Annotated in this window: 11 protein-coding genes and 1 pseudogene; 9 read left to right on the top strand and 3 right to left on the bottom strand. The window is 63.9% G+C overall.

Going from position 1 to position 15,441, the window contains the following annotated elements; all coding sequences use genetic code 11:
• The first annotated feature begins 49 nt into the window (after positions 1–49).
• From ACSKB8_RS19965 to ACSKB8_RS19975, 3 genes and pseudogenes are all read left to right on the top strand, one after another.
• A complete protein-coding gene (locus ACSKB8_RS19965) occupies positions 50–1,918 on the top strand; it encodes an ABC transporter ATP-binding protein (protein ID WP_438105873.1) in 1,869 nt (622 codons plus the stop codon).
• A gap of 383 nt (positions 1,919–2,301) precedes the next feature.
• Positions 2,302–2,817, top strand: coding sequence for a hypothetical protein (locus tag ACSKB8_RS19970; RefSeq protein WP_438105875.1), 516 nt, complete (start codon positions 2,302–2,304; stop codon positions 2,815–2,817).
• A 316-nt stretch (positions 2,818–3,133) separates the two neighbouring features.
• Positions 3,134–6,464 (top strand): annotated as a pseudogene (locus tag ACSKB8_RS19975) (adenylate/guanylate cyclase domain-containing protein).
• A gap of 32 nt (positions 6,465–6,496) precedes the next feature.
• On the opposite strand, the gene ACSKB8_RS19980 reads toward ACSKB8_RS19975, so the two are convergent.
• Positions 6,497–7,720: a polyhydroxyalkanoate depolymerase gene (locus ACSKB8_RS19980; RefSeq protein WP_128945781.1), complete on the bottom strand. Its 1,224-nt coding sequence runs from the start codon at positions 7,718–7,720 to the stop codon at positions 6,497–6,499.
• 168 nt (positions 7,721–7,888) lie between these two features.
• Here ACSKB8_RS19980 and ACSKB8_RS19985 point away from each other — a divergent pair, with 168 nt between their 5' ends.
• A complete protein-coding gene (locus ACSKB8_RS19985) occupies positions 7,889–8,545 on the top strand; it encodes a glutathione S-transferase family protein (RefSeq protein WP_130212631.1) in 657 nt (218 codons plus the stop codon).
• Between the two features lie 291 nt (positions 8,546–8,836).
• Here the strand turns inward: ACSKB8_RS19985 and ACSKB8_RS19990 are convergent, their stop codons facing one another.
• Positions 8,837–9,061, bottom strand: coding sequence for a hypothetical protein (locus ACSKB8_RS19990; protein WP_091879473.1), 225 nt, complete (start codon positions 9,059–9,061; stop codon positions 8,837–8,839).
• A 184-nt stretch (positions 9,062–9,245) separates the two neighbouring features.
• Here ACSKB8_RS19990 and ACSKB8_RS19995 point away from each other — a divergent pair, with 184 nt between their 5' ends.
• Complete coding sequence (locus ACSKB8_RS19995; RefSeq protein WP_438105877.1) at positions 9,246–9,605, top strand: hypothetical protein; 360 nt, start codon at positions 9,246–9,248, stop codon at positions 9,603–9,605.
• A gap of 9 nt (positions 9,606–9,614) precedes the next feature.
• Here the strand turns inward: ACSKB8_RS19995 and ACSKB8_RS20000 are convergent, their stop codons facing one another.
• Complete coding sequence (locus ACSKB8_RS20000; RefSeq protein ID WP_438105879.1) at positions 9,615–10,718, bottom strand: mandelate racemase/muconate lactonizing enzyme family protein; 1,104 nt, start codon at positions 10,716–10,718, stop codon at positions 9,615–9,617.
• Positions 10,719–10,901: 183 nt separating this feature from the next.
• Here ACSKB8_RS20000 and ACSKB8_RS20005 point away from each other — a divergent pair, with 183 nt between their 5' ends.
• The 4 genes from ACSKB8_RS20005 (at position 10,902) to ACSKB8_RS20020 (ending at position 15,299) form a co-directional block, all read left to right on the top strand.
• Positions 10,902–11,735: a GyrI-like domain-containing protein gene (locus ACSKB8_RS20005; RefSeq protein ID WP_438105881.1), complete on the top strand. Its 834-nt coding sequence runs from the start codon at positions 10,902–10,904 to the stop codon at positions 11,733–11,735.
• 141 nt (positions 11,736–11,876) lie between these two features.
• Positions 11,877–12,803, top strand: coding sequence for an SMP-30/gluconolactonase/LRE family protein (locus ACSKB8_RS20010; RefSeq protein WP_438105883.1), 927 nt, complete (start codon positions 11,877–11,879; stop codon positions 12,801–12,803).
• A 137-nt stretch (positions 12,804–12,940) separates the two neighbouring features.
• Complete coding sequence (locus ACSKB8_RS20015; RefSeq protein ID WP_128936107.1) at positions 12,941–13,534, top strand: GNAT family N-acetyltransferase; 594 nt, start codon at positions 12,941–12,943, stop codon at positions 13,532–13,534.
• A gap of 118 nt (positions 13,535–13,652) precedes the next feature.
• Positions 13,653–15,299, top strand: a complete 1,647-nt coding sequence (locus tag ACSKB8_RS20020) for a GMC family oxidoreductase (RefSeq protein ID WP_438105885.1) — start codon at positions 13,653–13,655, stop codon at positions 15,297–15,299.
• Positions 15,300–15,441: the final 142 nt, after the last annotated feature.

Consider the following 15,441-nt stretch of genomic DNA (forward strand, 5'->3'; position numbering starts at 1 on the left):
TCCTTGCGGCACGATCCAGTCTCATTTCGCAAAGCTCCTGGTGCTTCGCATGAGCACCGGCGCAAACGCACCTGATCAACTCATTGCCGAAGCGCAGGCGCCTGTGCTGTCGGTTGCCGGCCTCACCACCTCCTTCATGCTCGACCGGCGATGGATTCCCGTCGTCCGCAACCTGTCATTCGAGATCGCCCCCAAAGAAACCGTCGCGATCGTCGGCGAGTCCGGTTCGGGCAAGAGCGTCACCGCGCTCTCGATCATGCGGCTCATTCCAGAGGAGATTGGTCGCGTCGAGGGCCGCATCATGCTGGCCAGCCGCGATCTCCTCTCACTGCCCGAAGCGGGCATGAAGGACATTCGCGGCAACGACGTCGCGATGATCTTCCAGGAGCCGATGACGAGCCTCAATCCGGTGCTCACCATCGGCTTCCAGATTGCGGAAGCGCTGATCCAGCATCGCGGCCTGTCGCGCGCGGCGGCGGAGGCCGAGACCATCCGCCTGCTCGATCGCGTCCGCATTCCCGCGGCGACATCGCGCTTCCACGAGCATCCGCATCGCTTCTCCGGCGGCATGCGCCAGCGCGTGATGATCGCGATGGCGCTGGCCTGCAAGCCGAAGCTTTTGATCGCGGATGAGCCGACCACCGCGCTCGACGTCACCATCCAGGCGCAGATCCTGGAACTGCTGAAGGAGCTTCAGCAGGAGGAGGGGATGTCGATCCTCTTCATCACCCACGACATGGGCGTGGTCGCCGAGATCGCTGATCGTACCGTGGTGATGTATGGCGGGCAGGCGGTCGAAACCGACGCAACGTCGCGCATCTTCGCCGCTCCGTCGCATCCCTACACCCGCGCACTGCTCGCCGCCGTGCCGCGCCTCGGCTCGATGGACGGACGTGAGCGGCCGATGCGTTTTCCCATCGTCGACAAGGTCTCGGGCACTTCGGACGAGCCGGTGGAGACGCCCGACACGGTCTCGACCGCCGAGCGTCCGTTGCTCGAAGTCGCCAATCTCACCACGCGCTTTCCGATCCGCTCGGGCCTGTTCGGAAAGGTCTCGGGCCGTGTCCACGCGGTCGAGAACATCTCCTTCACCTTGCGCGTCGGCGAGACGCTGGCGCTGGTCGGCGAATCCGGTTGCGGCAAGTCGACGACAGGCCGCTCGATTCTCAGGCTGCTCGAGCCGGACAGTGGCACCGTCCTGATCGGCGGCCAGGACGTGCTCGCCATGAACGGCCGAGCTTTACGCGATTTCCGCAAGCACATGCAGATCGTATTCCAGGATCCGTTCGCGAGCCTCAATCCGCGCATGTCGGTGGGAACGGCGATCGCGGCTCCATTGCTCGCCAACGGGCTCGCGTCGGCGTCGCAGGCGCGCGATAAGGTCGCCGATCTGCTCGTGCGCGTTGGCTTGACTGCCGACATGGCCGCGCGCTTCCCGCATGAATTCTCCGGCGGCCAGCGCCAGCGCATCTGCATCGCGCGTGCGCTTGCACTGGGGCCGAAGCTGATCGTCGCGGACGAGGCAGTCTCGGCGCTCGACGTCTCGGTCAAGGCGCAGGTCGTGAACCTGATGCTCGACCTTCAGGCCAGCATGGGCCTTGCCTATCTCTTCATTTCCCACGACATCGCGGTGGTCGAGCGCATGAGCCACCGCGTCGCGGTGATGTATCTCGGCGAGATCGTCGAGATCGGTCCGCGCGCGGCAGTGTTCGGCAATCCGCAGCATCCCTACACGAAGAAGCTGATGGCTGCCGTGCCGGTGCCCGATCCATCGCGCCGCGGCACCAGGCGCGAGGCTTCCAACGACGAGATCAGAAGCCCGGTGCGCGCGCCGGATTACCAGCCGCCTCGCCGGCAATATCGCGAATTGTCGCCCGGCCACGTCGTCCAGGTCTGGGGCGAGGAATGGTTGGCCTGATCGGCCAACTGAGGGCACCTTTCAGCTCCTGCTCCTGCACTGCCGTGCGCGACGATACGGGCTCCTGAAATCGTGACTGGGATGGAGCGACAGGGAACTGCGGCATGTGAACCGTCTCATATTCCATCAGTTTCTTTTCGAGCTATTACTCCCGCAAGAAATTGCCACACCCGGAGCTAACTGACAGACACGGGTGAGATGCAATGCCTGCGAAGCCGGGTGCTCGCAGCTTTGGATTGGCTCTCGTCTTGGTCACGAGCAAGCCAGTCCCAACACTCAGCAGCAGATCTTTCAGAAAATTGGAATCAGGGCATCGCGAAACGTGTTTACGCAGCTTCTGTTCGGGGTCGGCCGGTAGGCTGCTACTTACCAAGGAGCCCCCAATGAAGATCAGCAACGGAGTTTCCAGTGCATTTTCGCCGACAAGACACGCCGGCAATTATCGGATCGCCCGTTCGAGTCTTATCAAGGCGGCCCATCTTCTTGAAAGAATTGGGCTCGCAGCCGTTGGGGCCACTTGCGGCCTCTATGTGGGTGCAACCTTGTTACGTCAGAAAGGCGGACTGTTTGAAAGCGGCTGGATCGTGCTGCTCATGATGATCTACGGAGCTGTCAGCTTCTATATTGGAATTGATTTGTCTCGTACGTTCGCTCGGAAGTCGATTTCGAGCACCTCGGAGGAATACAATGGGTCCGAGGCGGTTGAGATCATGAGTGCGGCCGGAACGTTCAGCGCGGCGATCGCAGCAGCTCTGTCCGTCAGCATCCTTGTCCTTGATCAAAGCCTTCCCAATGGCCTGATCGTCTTTGTTGCCGGCTGTTGGATCGTCGGCTCTTCGCTTCAAGTTGCGGCGGGAGCGATGGCGCGCAGCTACGAAGTGACCATGGACAGGGAGTGAAGACGACTGTCCTCGCGGAAAAAGCGCATGCCGGGCATCTCGGCGTGGGCAAAAGCCCGGGTGCCGGATTCGCCTTCAGATCCGAAGGAGTCATTGACGATCGCAACCTCTGTCGTTCGACGCTACGTGCAGACGATTTTTAGTAGCGCAGACGTTCGCATCGAACGACTTTCCTGATTGGACGCGTATCGGTCCTGCGCAACCTAGATTGTCGCGCAACAAACAAGACGTGCCATCATGGTGGCGTTGGGATATTGTCCCTGCGTGCCGTGGTCCAAAATTCTGCTAACCGCCAACCGCACGATCGGTGGAGCCAATGCAGATTGCGGAGTGGCTCGAGAAGCTGGGGCTTGGGCAATACGCAGAGCGTTTTGTCCAAAATGGGATCGACATGGGTGTCCTTCCCGAACTGATGGATGACGACTTCGACAAGCTCGGAGTCTTGCTTGGCCATCGCCGCAAAATGCTGCGTGCTATTGCCGACCTCGATCCAGCCGCGCTGATCGCATCGCCCGCTCCTCCTCAAGACGCCGAGCGGCGTCGCCTCACCGTTATGTTTTGCGATCTGGTCGGCTCGACTGCGCTCTCGGCGCGGCTCGATCCCGAGGATATGTGGGAAGTGATCCGCGCCTACCGCGCCGCCTGCGCGAGCGTCATCGCTGCTTACGACGGCAGGATAGCCAGGTTCGTCGGTGACGGAATACTCGTCTATTTCGGCTATCCTCGCGCCCACGAGGATGATGCGGAGCGGGCCGTGCGAGCGGGCCTCGACATCATCTCTGCGGTCGGGCAACTCAAGACAAGCGCCGACGAACGGGTCGAACTGCGGATCGCGATCGCGACCGGGCTTGTGGTGGTCGGCGATCTCGTCAGCGGAGGTGCGTCAGAGGAGCACGGAACGATCGGCGACACACCAAATCTCGCTGCCCGGCTCCAGAGCCTGGCGGAGCCGGGCGCGGTCGTCGTTGCCTCGTCGACGCGCCGGCTGCTGGGCGATCTCTTCGCGCTTCGCAATCTCGGCCGCCGCGAGGTCAAGGGGATAGCCGAACCCATTGCGGTCTGGGCGGTCGAGGGAACGACCGCATCGGAGAGTCGCTTCGAGGCGGTTCGTGCTGCGCGCTCGATCGGCTTTGTCGGCCGCAAGCAGGAGATCGAATTCGCGCTCTCACGCCAGCAACTGGCATGGCAAGGCCGAGGCCAGATGCTGTTGATTTCCGGCGAAGCGGGCATCGGCAAGTCGCGCATGGTCGCAACGCTGTCCGAAAGTCCCGCGTTGGGGGTGCACCGCCGGGTGCGATATCAGTGTTCGCCCTACCACACCAACAGTGCGCTTCATCCCTTTGTCGCGCAGCTCGAGCGCGCCGCCGGCATCCGCTCGGACGACACGCCCGGGCAAAAGCTCGACAAGCTCGAGGCCATGCTGGCGCTTGGAACGCAGCACGTCGCCCAAGCGACACCGCTCATTGCGGCTCTCCTTTCGATTCCAACCGGCGACCATTGTCCGCCGCTTGGTTTGAGCCCGGCGCAGCAGCGGCGACAGACATTTGCCGCCCTGCTCGATCAGCTCGAGGGGCTGGCGCGAGAGCAGCCGCTGCTGATCATCTGCGAGGATATGCATTGGGCCGATGCCACGACACTTGAACTGCTCGATCTTGCGGTTGATCGGATCAGGGGACTGCCGATACTCGTGCTCACGACATCCCGGCCAGAGTTCGAGCCCTCCTGGTCGGGCCTTGCCAACGTCAGTCTGTTGCGGCTCGACCGACTGGACCCGCAGGACACGCGCGCGCTGGTCGAACAGGTGACCGTCGGCCGCCAGCTGCCACGGGAAATGATGAAGCAGATCATCGACAAGACGGATGGTGTCCCGCTATTTGTCGAGGAACTCACCAAGATGGTGCTGGAATCCGGATTGCTCGTCGAAGACGCCGGGCGTTATCGCCTCGATAGTCCGCTCCCGCCGCTCGCTATTCCCGCGACGCTGCAGGATTCGCTGATGGCGCGGCTCGACCGGCTGGCTCCGGTCAAGGAGGTGGCGCAAATCGGCGCCGCGATCGGCCGCGACTTTTCATACGCGCTGCTGAGATATGTGGCGGGACGCGATGATCTGACGCTGAGCGCCGCGCTAGCGCAGCTCGAAGAGGCGGAACTGCTGGTGCGTCACGGGGCTCCGCCCGAAGCAAACTATAGCTTCAGGCACGCTCTCGTTCAGGAAGCAGCCTACGAGGGCCTGCTCAGGAGCAAACGGCAGGTGCTTCACAAGCGCATCGGTGATGTCCTGCGCGAGAAGTTTCCGATCGTGGCCGAGACTGAGCCGGAAGTTCTGGCACATCACTTCACCGAGGCGGGGCTGAGCGAGGTCGCGCTCGAATGGTGGCGCAAGGCGGGCCAGCAGGCCCTAAAGCGCTCGGCCTATGCCGAGGCGATCGCGCATCTCGGCAAGGCGGTTGCGACGGCGGATCAACTGCCCGATGAGCCCCGCCGGATGATGAGCAGGCTGCATCTTCAAATCGCATATGGCCGTGCATTGCGGGGCAGTCTCGGGCACAGCGCCCCCGAAACGGTCGCCGCATGGACGCGCGCCCGACAGTTCGCCGCCGACATCAATGATCCCGTTGAACTTGCGCCGGTCCATTCGGGCCTCTTCAATGCCTGCCTGACACACGGCGAGCTCGCTCCGATGCGGGAGCTGGCGGATGCCATCAAGAGCGCCGCTGACCGACGGCCGGAACTCACCGGTGGTCGCCATCGTTGCCCATTGGACAGGCGGGGTTACCTGCTGGTTCGGTGGTGACTACTTGAAGGCGCGGAGGCATCTCGAGCAAGCACTGGATATCTATGGTGCCGAGCCGGATCCGGCGATGTTCAGGGCTTCGGCGCTGGATCTTCCGTTCGTGATCATGAGGTTTCTCGCCTTGGTACTCTGGCCGCTGGGCAGGATCGGCCGCGCACGCCAGCTCGCCGCCGAAGCGGTGCGTGCTTCCGGAGAACAACGGGCGCTTTCCCAGGCCAATGCGCTTGTTCATCGCGCTGTGTTCGACGGACTGTGCGGGGGCTTGTTGCAGCAAACCGAGACGATCCTGGCGCTCGGTCTCGCGCGCGACCACACGATGCCGCTCTATGTGGCCGCCGGCACCTACCTGAACGGACTGGCCAGATGGCGTGCCGGCGAGCGAATGGCCGGACTGGCAGAAATGCGCCGCGGCTGGACCTTGCTGCACGAGAATGACTGCTACCTCTGTGAACCGTTTTGGGGAATGCATGTCGCCATGGCGGACGCAGAGGTGGGCCAAGTCGAAACCGGGCTCGAAATCTTGAGTGAGCTGATTGCATGGGCGGAGCAATCCGGTCAGCGTTGGCTTGATGCCGAGCTGCACCGCGTCCGCGGCGAGCTTTTGTTGCGCCATGACCCTCCGGACGATTCCGGTGCCGAGAATGCCCTCACGCGAGCGCTGGACATCGCACGAGGCCAGCAGGCGAAGACTTTCGAGCTGCGCAGCGCCCTTGGACTTGCGCGCCTGCACAAGAGGAATGGTCGAGCGGGCGCGGCAATCGAAGTGCTCGTTCCCGTGCTCGCCGAATTCGATGCGGAGCGAAATCTTCCCGAAGTCGAAGAGGCGAAGGAGCTGCTCAATCACGTCCCGTGACCTAGCCGGCGCCTGGGGTCAGGCGATGATGGTCACGAATTGACGTGCACGAAATCCCGCAAGAGCGGATAGATCTCGTTATTCCAGCGCTTGCCCGAGAACACGCCGTAATGGCCGACGCCGGCCTGCATGTGGTGGACGCGGCGATAGGCGCGCACGCCGGTGCAGAGGTCCTGCGCGGCGAGGGTCTGGCCGATCGAGCAGATGTCGTCCTTCTCGCCCTCGACCGTCATCAGCCCCATGCGGCTGACGGCCTTGGTGTTCACCGGGCGTCCCCGATGCATCAGCCTACCCTGCGGCAACAGGTGCTCCTGGAACACGTCGCGCACGGTCTCGATGTAGAACTCCGCCGGCAGGTCCATCACCGCGAAATATTCATCGTAGAAGGTTTTGATGCTGGCGGCCTTGTCCTTCTCGCCCTTGGCGATGTGGTTGGCGAGGTCGAGATGCTGCTTGATGTGGCGCTCGAGATTCATCGAGACGAAGGCGGTGAGCTGCACGAAGCCGGGATAGACTTTGCGCAAGGCGCCGCGGCACTGCATCGGCACGTAATTGATCAGGTTGCGCTCGAACCATTCGATCGGTTTGCTCTTGGCGAAGTCGTTGACCTTGGTCGGCTGGATGCGGGTGTCGATCGGCCCGGCCATCAGCGTCAGCGTCGCCGGCCGCGAGGGGTGGTTGTCCTCGCACATGATCGCGGCGGCCGCGAGCGCGGAGACCGATGGCTGGCAGATCGCCACCATGTGCGGGCGCGGGCCGAGCTGGCCGAGGAAATCGATGAGATGCTCGGTGTAGTCGTCGAGCCCGAAGCGGCCCTCGCTGCGGGGAATGTCCCGCGGATTGTGCCAGTCGGTGATGTAGACGTCGTGGTCCTGGAGCAGCGTTTTCACGGTGCCGCGCAGCAGTGTTGCGAAGTGGCCCGACATCGGCGCCACCAGCAGCATGCGCGGCTGCTCGCCCACGCCGTCCTTGCGAAAGTGCAGCAGCGAGCCAAACGGCGTCGCGTAGGCGATCTCCTCGGTGACGCCGATTTCGCGATTGCCCACCATCACGCTGTCGATGCCGTAGGCCGGGCGATCATAGGTGAGGGTGGAGCGCGAGATCAGCTCCAGCGCCGCCGAGAGCCGGCCAACCACCTGATGCGACACGCCCTGCGGTACCAGGTTGAGGAATTTGAGCGCGGACGAAGCCCCCGCCCGCCATGGCGCGGTCAGGTCCATATGGTTCTGGAAGGCCTGATAATACATCGACATCATACTGAAACGCCCACCTGTCCCCGGGCCATTATGCAATATCGAAGCCAGACGGGAGCGGGACAGCCTCGAAACTGGCACATCGCTTGCTCCTCATCTTGCGGGAAGCACAGCTCATGGGCACGCCCGTGGCGCGAGCGGGTGTCGAGATCAGGCGCAGGGAAGGGCCAAATGGCGAAGGCGACACTGACCATCAGCAGCAAGAACTACTCGTCCTGGTCGCTGCGTGGCTGGCTGCTGACGAAATTTTCCGGGCTCGATTTCGAGGAGATCGTCACCGCGCCAGACGATCCGTCCGCGCGCGCCGAAATCCTCTTGCTGTCGTCCTCGATCCTGGTGCCGTGCCTGCGGCACGAGGGCGCCGTGGTCTGGGATACGCTGGCGATCGCCGAATATCTCAACGAGGTGATGCCGGACGCCGGGCTGCTGCCTGATGACCGCATTCAGCGCGCGCATTGCCGCTCGATCTCGGGCGAAATCCATTCCGGCTTCACCACGCTGCGCGCCTCGCTGCCGGTCAACCTGAAGGGACACTTTCCCGGCTTCAAGATCTGGTCGCGCGCGCAGGCCGACATCGACCGTGTCTGGTTGATCTGGCGCGACTGCCTGGAGAAATCGGGCGGCCCCTTCCTGTTCGGCGAGCGGCGCACCATGGCGGATGCGATGTACGCCCCCGTGGTGACGCGCTTCGTCACCTATGACGTCAAGCTTGCGCCGCCGCTGAAGGCCTATGCCGACACCATTATGGCCATGCCCGAGATGCAGGAATGGATCGCGGCGGCGCGGGAAGAGCCGGCCGAGATCGAGGAGCTCGAGGTCGAATATTAGGCAGGTCTCGCGCAGTCCTGCCCGTTTCGGGGGCTGGGGACCGTCGCCCGGCAGGCACGTGGCATGCCCCGTCATGCCCTTGATGCGGTTAACTTTTGCCGCCAATACGCGGCCCAAATCCAATCCTGCGCTGCGCAGATATTGTGCGCGCGGGCGGCCGGCTGGCGACATCTAGCCGTGAACAGATGCGTACGAAGCCCTACGGCCAATTCGGACGTGATTCGTTCAGGCCGCGTTCCGAAGGTTAAAGCGGGAGCGCGGCCCCGTCGCATTTTGAAACACAGATCGCCGTCAGGCGGCACCGCGCTGCTTCACGCGCGGCAGACGCCAGCCGATGACGGTCGCTTCGACCGCGATGCCGGCTTCGTGGTTGCGCCAGCGTCCCTCCACATAACGGCAGGCGAACGGCAGCTGATACGTTCCGCTGTGGTCCTCACACAACACTTCGACCGCGAGGCCCGGTGGTGGTTCTCCGGTGCCATCGAATTCCGCCAGACGTCTATCGCGCGTTGCCATTCCAAAAATCTCCCCTAAACAAAGCCGCGGAAAGAACGCCCACTTCTTTCCGCGTGCCGATCATCGCTCCCCGTCCCAGGGAACAGGCGCAAGCTCACGCGAGAATGCGGTACGAGTGTGGTAGCCTCACGCGCTTGCGCGCAAAAAGCGCACATTGATGTGATCGATTGACGAGGAACCTTTCATGCTGCTCCGAAGCGCCGGCGTCTGTTTCGCAATGTTGCTGCTCGCAGCGCTGGCGCCGTTACCGCTCCGCGCGCAGGACGTGCCCGGCATCGAGATCTGCACCGTCGAGAAGACCATGGAGCGGCGCACGAGCTGCCTCCAGAGCAATGTCGACTTCCTGCAGAAGACTATCACCAAGCTCACGCTCGATCATCAGCAGAAGCTGGACGCGGCCAATCGTCAGATCGACGCATTGAAGACGAGTCTCGCCGGCTTGCAGAAGACGCTCGCCGATCTCCAGGCCGCCCAAGTGAAGACGGGCGACGATGCGAAGAAGAAGCAGGACGCGCCGGCGGCGGCGAAGGACGCTGCGAAATAGGCGCGGCGATCACGCGACGCGATATCGCTCCATCACGCCGCGATCGGGCTCGTAGCCAAGTCCAGGGCCATTCGGCACTGCGACATGGCCGGTCGCATCGACATCGGCGCGGCCGCCCCAGAGGCAGGCCTCGCGTTTCAAGTAGAACATCTCGACGAGCCCGTCCTCGCGCAGTGACAAGAGATGCAACGTCGCCAGCAGGCCCGGACCGAAATAGGGAGAGTGCGGCACGATCTTGACGCCGAACTGATCGGCCAGCGCCGCGACCTTCAGGAACTCCGTGATGCCGCCGACCTTGATCACCGAGGGCTGGGCATGGCTCACCGCGCCCGCATTCATCATCTGGCGGAATTGATATTCCGTGCAGGCATTCTCCCCGGCGGCGATGTCGAGCCCGCCCTTGCTGCGGACCTCGGCGAGCGCAGCAAAATCTTCCGGCGGCCAGACCGGCTCCTCCAGAAACATCGGACGCGCGTCGTGGCACGTCGCCGCGAACGCAATCGCCTGCTCGGCGGTGAGAGGACAGTTCATGTCGACCATCAGCGGAATGGTTGGCCCGATCGCCTCGCGTGCGGCGAACACCGCCGGTGTCGTGGTCTCGTGCAGCTTGATGGCGCCATAGCCGAGCGCGAGCGTCTTCCTGCATTCGGTGGCGATGCTGTCGGGCGAGCCGATCCGCAGCAGGCTCGCGTAAGCGGGAATGGCCGTGCGCCTGGTCTCGCCGAGCAAGCGGTGGACCGGCACGCCCTCGATCTTCGCGGCAAGGTCCCATAGCGCGATGTCCAGTCCGGAGATCGCGAACATTGTGACGCCGTAGCGGCCGAACAGATGCAGATTGCGCTGGATCTGCTCCATGATCCCTGGGATGCCGGCCGCATCAGGCACCTTCAGCCCACGCGCCTGCGGCGCAATCATCTCCTCGACGGCGCTGCGCGTGGTGTGGGGGCAGACATAGGCGAAGGCATCGCCCCAGCCGGTCAGCCCGGCATCGGTCGTGACCTCGACCAGCACCATGTCGAGCGCGGTAATTGCGGAAGCGCCCTGGCGAAAGCTGGCGACACCGGCGTCATAGGGGATGCGGATATGGTGCGCCCGCACATCTGTAATTTCCATGACGCGGTTCCTCCGTGCTTTCTGGTGAGCGGTTTCAGAGACGCCGGGAGTGTAGCCACGAACGCCCGGATGTTGCCAGTAGCCGTTGCCCGGCTATCCTCATGTCAGGACCGCAATGCCGATCAAGCGGGCCGGCGGCATTGCTGCGCATCATGACCGCGCTTCGAACGAGGACGAACCACCGTGAACCCAGCCCAGCGCGCGCTCTGGTATATCGAGAGCCATCTGGCCGAGCCGATGACGCTCGACGAGATCGCTGCGATCTCAGGCGTGTCGCGGTTCCACATCGTGCGCGCGTTTGCCGCAGCCACCGGTCTTCCGGTGATGCGTTACGTGCGCGCGCGGCGGCTGACGGAAGCCGCGCGCAGTCTTGCGAACGGTGCGCCTGACATCCTGTCACTGGCGCTGGAGGCAGACTACGGCTCGCACGAAGCATTCACCCGCGCGTTCCGCGACCAATTCGGAGTAACGCCCGAAGCCGTGCGGGCCGCGACATGCGTCAGCCACCTCAAGCTTCAGGAGCCGATCCTCATGGACTCCACCATGCTCGACCATCTTGCCCCGCCGCGTTTCGAAATCGCAAAGGCCTTCCTGGTCGCCGGTCCCGCCGAGCGCATCTCCTGCGACAATGGCGCCATGATCCCCGGTCTATGGCACCGCTTTCACCAGGAGGTCGCCGACATTCCCGCGCGCGTCGGCAACGTCGCCTACGGCGTTTGCTGCAACGGCGATGATGCCGGCAATTTCGACTACATCGCCGGCGTCGAGGTCGCCGATTTCTCGGACCTGCCGCGTCGCTTCGGCCGCATCCGCATGCCCGAGCAGCGCTACGCCGTCTTTACCCACACCGATCACGTCGCCGCGATCCGCCGCACCGTCAACACGATCTGGAATCAGTGGCTGCCGGCCTCCGGCCTCAAAGCAGCGGACGCACCGAACTTCGAGCGCTATGACGAGAAGTTCGATCCAGCAACCGGAAATGGCGGCTTCGAGATCTGGATGCCGGTGAGGGAGTAGGGGGCTTCCGCAACGCTGGCATACCGTCCCGCTTGCTTGGCAAGCCCCGGCGACTTTGTCATAACCGCAGGCAAATCTTGCGTGTGGGCCCGTGCCGGACATCCCGTGCAAGTCATAACAAGCAGCCGGGAAGGTCCCAACATGTCCAACGTCCGCGTTCTCGCCACCGACCTCGAATTTCCAGAAGGGCCGGTCGTGATGCCGGACGGCTCGGTCGTGCTGGTGGAGATCCGCGGCCAGCGCCTGACCCGCGTTTATCCCGATGGCCGCAAGGAGATCGTCGCGAAGGTGCCGGGTGGCCCCAATGGCGCCGCGCTCGGGCCCGACGGCAAGATCTACATCTGCAACAATGGCGGCTTCTCCTGGCTTCCGGCCGGCAAGATGATCATGCCGGGCCCGCAACCGGACGATTACCGCGGCGGCTCGATCCAGCGCGTCGATCTGCAATCCGGCAAGGTCGAGACCGTCGTGACCAGATGCGGCGAGCACGATCTGCGCGGCCCGAACGATCTCGTCTTCGACAAGCAGGGCGGCCTCTGGTTCTCCGACCTTGGCAAACGCCGCGCGCGCGAAATGGATGTCGGCGGCATGTACTATCTCAAGCCCGGCATGAAGGAGATCGTCGAAATCGTGCACGGCGTGTTGCCGGCGAACGGCATCGGGCTCTCGCCGGACGAGAACACGGTCTATATCGCAGAGACGCCGACGGGCCGGCTCTGGGCCTATGAGCTCTCCGCGCCGGGCACGCTGAAGCCGCGCGAGGTGATCTATCGCGGCGAGCGGGGCAAGCCGATCTGCGGCCTCGGCGGCTACCAGATGTTCAACTCGCTCGCGGTGGAGGCGAACGGCAATGTCTGCGTCGCCACCCTCGTCTCCGGCTGCATCTCGGTGATCGCGCCCGACGGCACCCTGGTGGAACAGGTGCCGACCGGCGACCGCGTCACCACCAACATCGCCTTCGGCGGTCCCGAGCTGAAGACCGCCTACATCACCCTGTCAGGTAAGGGCGAGCTGATCGCCATGGACTGGCCGCGCGGCGGTTTGCCGTTGAATTTCTTGAATAAGTGAGCCAAGCCGTCATTGCGAGGAGCCGCGACAAAATTGCGAAGCAATTTTGCGCTGGCGACGAAGCAATCCAGGCTGCCTCCGCCGTAAGACTCTGGGTTGCTTCGCTTCGCTCGCAATGACGCAAGGAGAGACTTTCAATGCCCTGGCCCGACCCCATCACCCTGCGCGGACAGCACGCCCGTCTCGAGCCGCTGTCGCATCAGCATCGCGAGGGGCTGGTCGAGGCCGTGAAGGACGGCGAGCTGTCAAAACTCTGGTACACGGCGATCCCGCTGCCGGAGAACATGGGCAAGGAGATCGACCGCCGTCTCGGCCTTCAGGCCGCAGGCTCGATGCTGCCGTTCACCGTGTTCGATGCCGGCGGCAGGATCGTCGGCATGACCACCTACATGAACATCGATGCCGCCAACCGCCGGGTCGAGATCGGCTCGACCTGGTACGGCAAGAGCGCGCAGCGCGGCCCGCTCAACACGCAGTGCAAGCTCCTGCTGCTGCGGCACGCCTTCGAAACCCTGAACTGCATCGCGGTCGAGTTCCGCACGCATTTCTTCAACCACCAGAGCCGCCGCGCCATCGAGCGCCTCGGCGCCAAGCAGGACGGCATTTTGCGCAGCCACCAGGTCGGGCCGAACGGCACGTTGCGCGACACCGTGGTCTACAGCATCACCGCCGCCGAATGGCCGACGGTCCAGGCGCATCTCGAATTTCAACTCAACGACAAGCCGCGCTAGCTATAATGTGCTCCAGATTTGCTGCTCGCTCGGTCACCGCTCCCTCCGGGAGAGGTGAAGAGCGCCCGCTTCTGGCACCAATTCAACTGAGACTCATTGCGCGAAGGACGCTGCCACCATGGACAGATTTGATTATGTGATCGTCGGCGCGGGCTCGGCCGGTTGCGTGCTCGCCAGCCGGCTGAGCGAAGACCCCGCGACCAGCGTCTGCGTGCTGGAGGCGGGCCCTTCCGACTGGCACCCCTACATCCACCTGCCGGCGGGCTTCATCAAGACCTTCCACATGAAGAGCATCAACTGGGCCTACCAGCAAGAGCCCGGACCCTGGACTGGCGGGCGCAGCATCTACGCGCCGCGCGGCAAGACGCTCGGCGGCTCGTCCTCGATCAACGGCCACATCTACAATCGCGGCCAGCGCATGGATTTCGACACCTGGGCGCAGATGGGCAATCGCGGATGGGGCTATGCCGATGTGCTGCCCTATTTCCGTCGGCTGGAGAAACGCGTCGGCGAGGGCGAGGCGCTCTATCGCGGCCGCGAGGGCAGCCTCACCGTCACCACGATGGAGTGGCGCGATCCGCTCTGCGAAGCCTTCATGGAAGGCGCGGTCTCGCTCGGCATCCCCCGCAACCCCGACTACAACGGCAAGACCCAGGAAGGTGTGTCCTACTGCCAGCGCACCATCAACAACGGCCTGCGCGTCTCCGGCGCCACCGCTTTCCTCAGGCCCGCGATGAAGCGTCCCAACGTCCATGTGCACACCCACGCGCATGCGACCGAGATCATTTTTGAAGGCAAGCGCGCCGGCGGCGTGCGCTACATGAAGGGCGGCCGTGGTGGTCATCCTGTCGAGGTGCGCGCCAACAAGGAAGTGATCCTCTCCGGCGGCACCTATAATTCGCCGCAGCTCTTGCAGCTCTCCGGCATCGGCTCGCCCGATCTGTTGCAGGCCCATGGCATCCAGGTGCGCCACGCGCTGCCGGTCGGCGAAGGCCTGCAGGACCATTACGCGCCGCGCACGGTGGCGCGGGTGAAGGACATCAAGACCATCAACGAGCTTCGCCGCGGCTTCTCGCTGTGGATCGAGGCGCTGAAATGGGCGACCGCGCGCCGCGGCCTGCTCTCGCTGTCGCCGACCATGGTCTATTGCTTCTGGCACTCCGGAGAGAGCGCGGAGAGTTCCGACCTGCAGCTCACCTTCACGCCGGCGAGCTACAAGGAAGGCGTGCAGGGCCAGCTCGAGGACGAACCCGGCATGACCGTGGCGTCCTGGCAGCAGCGCCCCGAGAGCCGCGGCTATGTCCGCATCCGCTCCAATGATCCGTTCGCGCCGCCGATCATCCAGACCAATTATCTCGACGCCGAGCTCGACCGCCGCGTCATCGTCGGCGGCATGAAGCTCGCACGGCGCCTGCTGAAATCTGCGCCGCTCTCGCCCTATTACGCCTACGAGGATTTCCCCGGTCCGAACGTCAACACCGACGACGAATTCCTGCACGCCGCGACCCAGCGTGGCACCACCACCTTCCACCCCGGCTGCACCTGCCGCATGGGTCCGGCGGACAGTACCTGGGCGGTGGTCGACGACCAGCTCCGCGTCCACGGGTTGGAGGGCCTCCGCGTCATCGATGCCTCCGTCATGCCGCGCATGATCTCGGCGAACCTGAATGCGTCAACCATGATGATCGCCGACCGCGCCTCCGACCTCATCCGCGGCAAGCAGCCGATGGAATCCGCGCGCATTCCGGACGCGGCGGTGGCGTGAGGGTCGTCGGGTGGGTTAGCCCCGCGACTGCGCGAAGCGCAGTTCGCGCGGCGTAACCCACCACTTCTCTCGATGCGGAGACATAAGCGGTGGGTTACGCTGACGCTAACCCACCCTACGAATTTTGCCCGTTCGATCAACA

The sequence above is a fragment of the Bradyrhizobium sp. BR 1432 genome, assembly GCF_051547705.1.
In the GTDB taxonomy this organism is placed as follows: Bacteria; Pseudomonadota; Alphaproteobacteria; order Rhizobiales; family Xanthobacteraceae; genus Bradyrhizobium; species Bradyrhizobium zhanjiangense.

What these genes read in the sequence shown, in the direction of transcription:
- ACSKB8_RS19965 (WP_438105873.1), top strand. Translation starts at nt 50, where the DNA reads ATGAGCACCGGCGCAAACGCACCTGATCAACTCATTGCCGAAGCGCAG.
- ACSKB8_RS19970 (WP_438105875.1), top strand. Translation starts at nt 2,302, where the DNA reads ATGAAGATCAGCAACGGAGTTTCCAGTGCATTTTCGCCGACAAGACAC.
- ACSKB8_RS19980 (WP_128945781.1), bottom strand. Translation starts at nt 7,720, where the DNA reads ATGATGTCGATGTATTATCAGGCCTTCCAGAACCATATGGACCTGACC.
- ACSKB8_RS19985 (WP_130212631.1), top strand. Translation starts at nt 7,889, where the DNA reads ATGGCGAAGGCGACACTGACCATCAGCAGCAAGAACTACTCGTCCTGG.
- ACSKB8_RS19990 (WP_091879473.1), bottom strand. Translation starts at nt 9,061, where the DNA reads ATGGCAACGCGCGATAGACGTCTGGCGGAATTCGATGGCACCGGAGAA.
- ACSKB8_RS19995 (WP_438105877.1), top strand. Translation starts at nt 9,246, where the DNA reads ATGCTGCTCCGAAGCGCCGGCGTCTGTTTCGCAATGTTGCTGCTCGCA.
- ACSKB8_RS20000 (WP_438105879.1), bottom strand. Translation starts at nt 10,718, where the DNA reads ATGGAAATTACAGATGTGCGGGCGCACCATATCCGCATCCCCTATGAC.
- ACSKB8_RS20010 (WP_438105883.1), top strand. Translation starts at nt 11,877, where the DNA reads ATGTCCAACGTCCGCGTTCTCGCCACCGACCTCGAATTTCCAGAAGGG.
- ACSKB8_RS20015 (WP_128936107.1), top strand. Translation starts at nt 12,941, where the DNA reads ATGCCCTGGCCCGACCCCATCACCCTGCGCGGACAGCACGCCCGTCTC.
- ACSKB8_RS20020 (WP_438105885.1), top strand. Translation starts at nt 13,653, where the DNA reads ATGGACAGATTTGATTATGTGATCGTCGGCGCGGGCTCGGCCGGTTGC.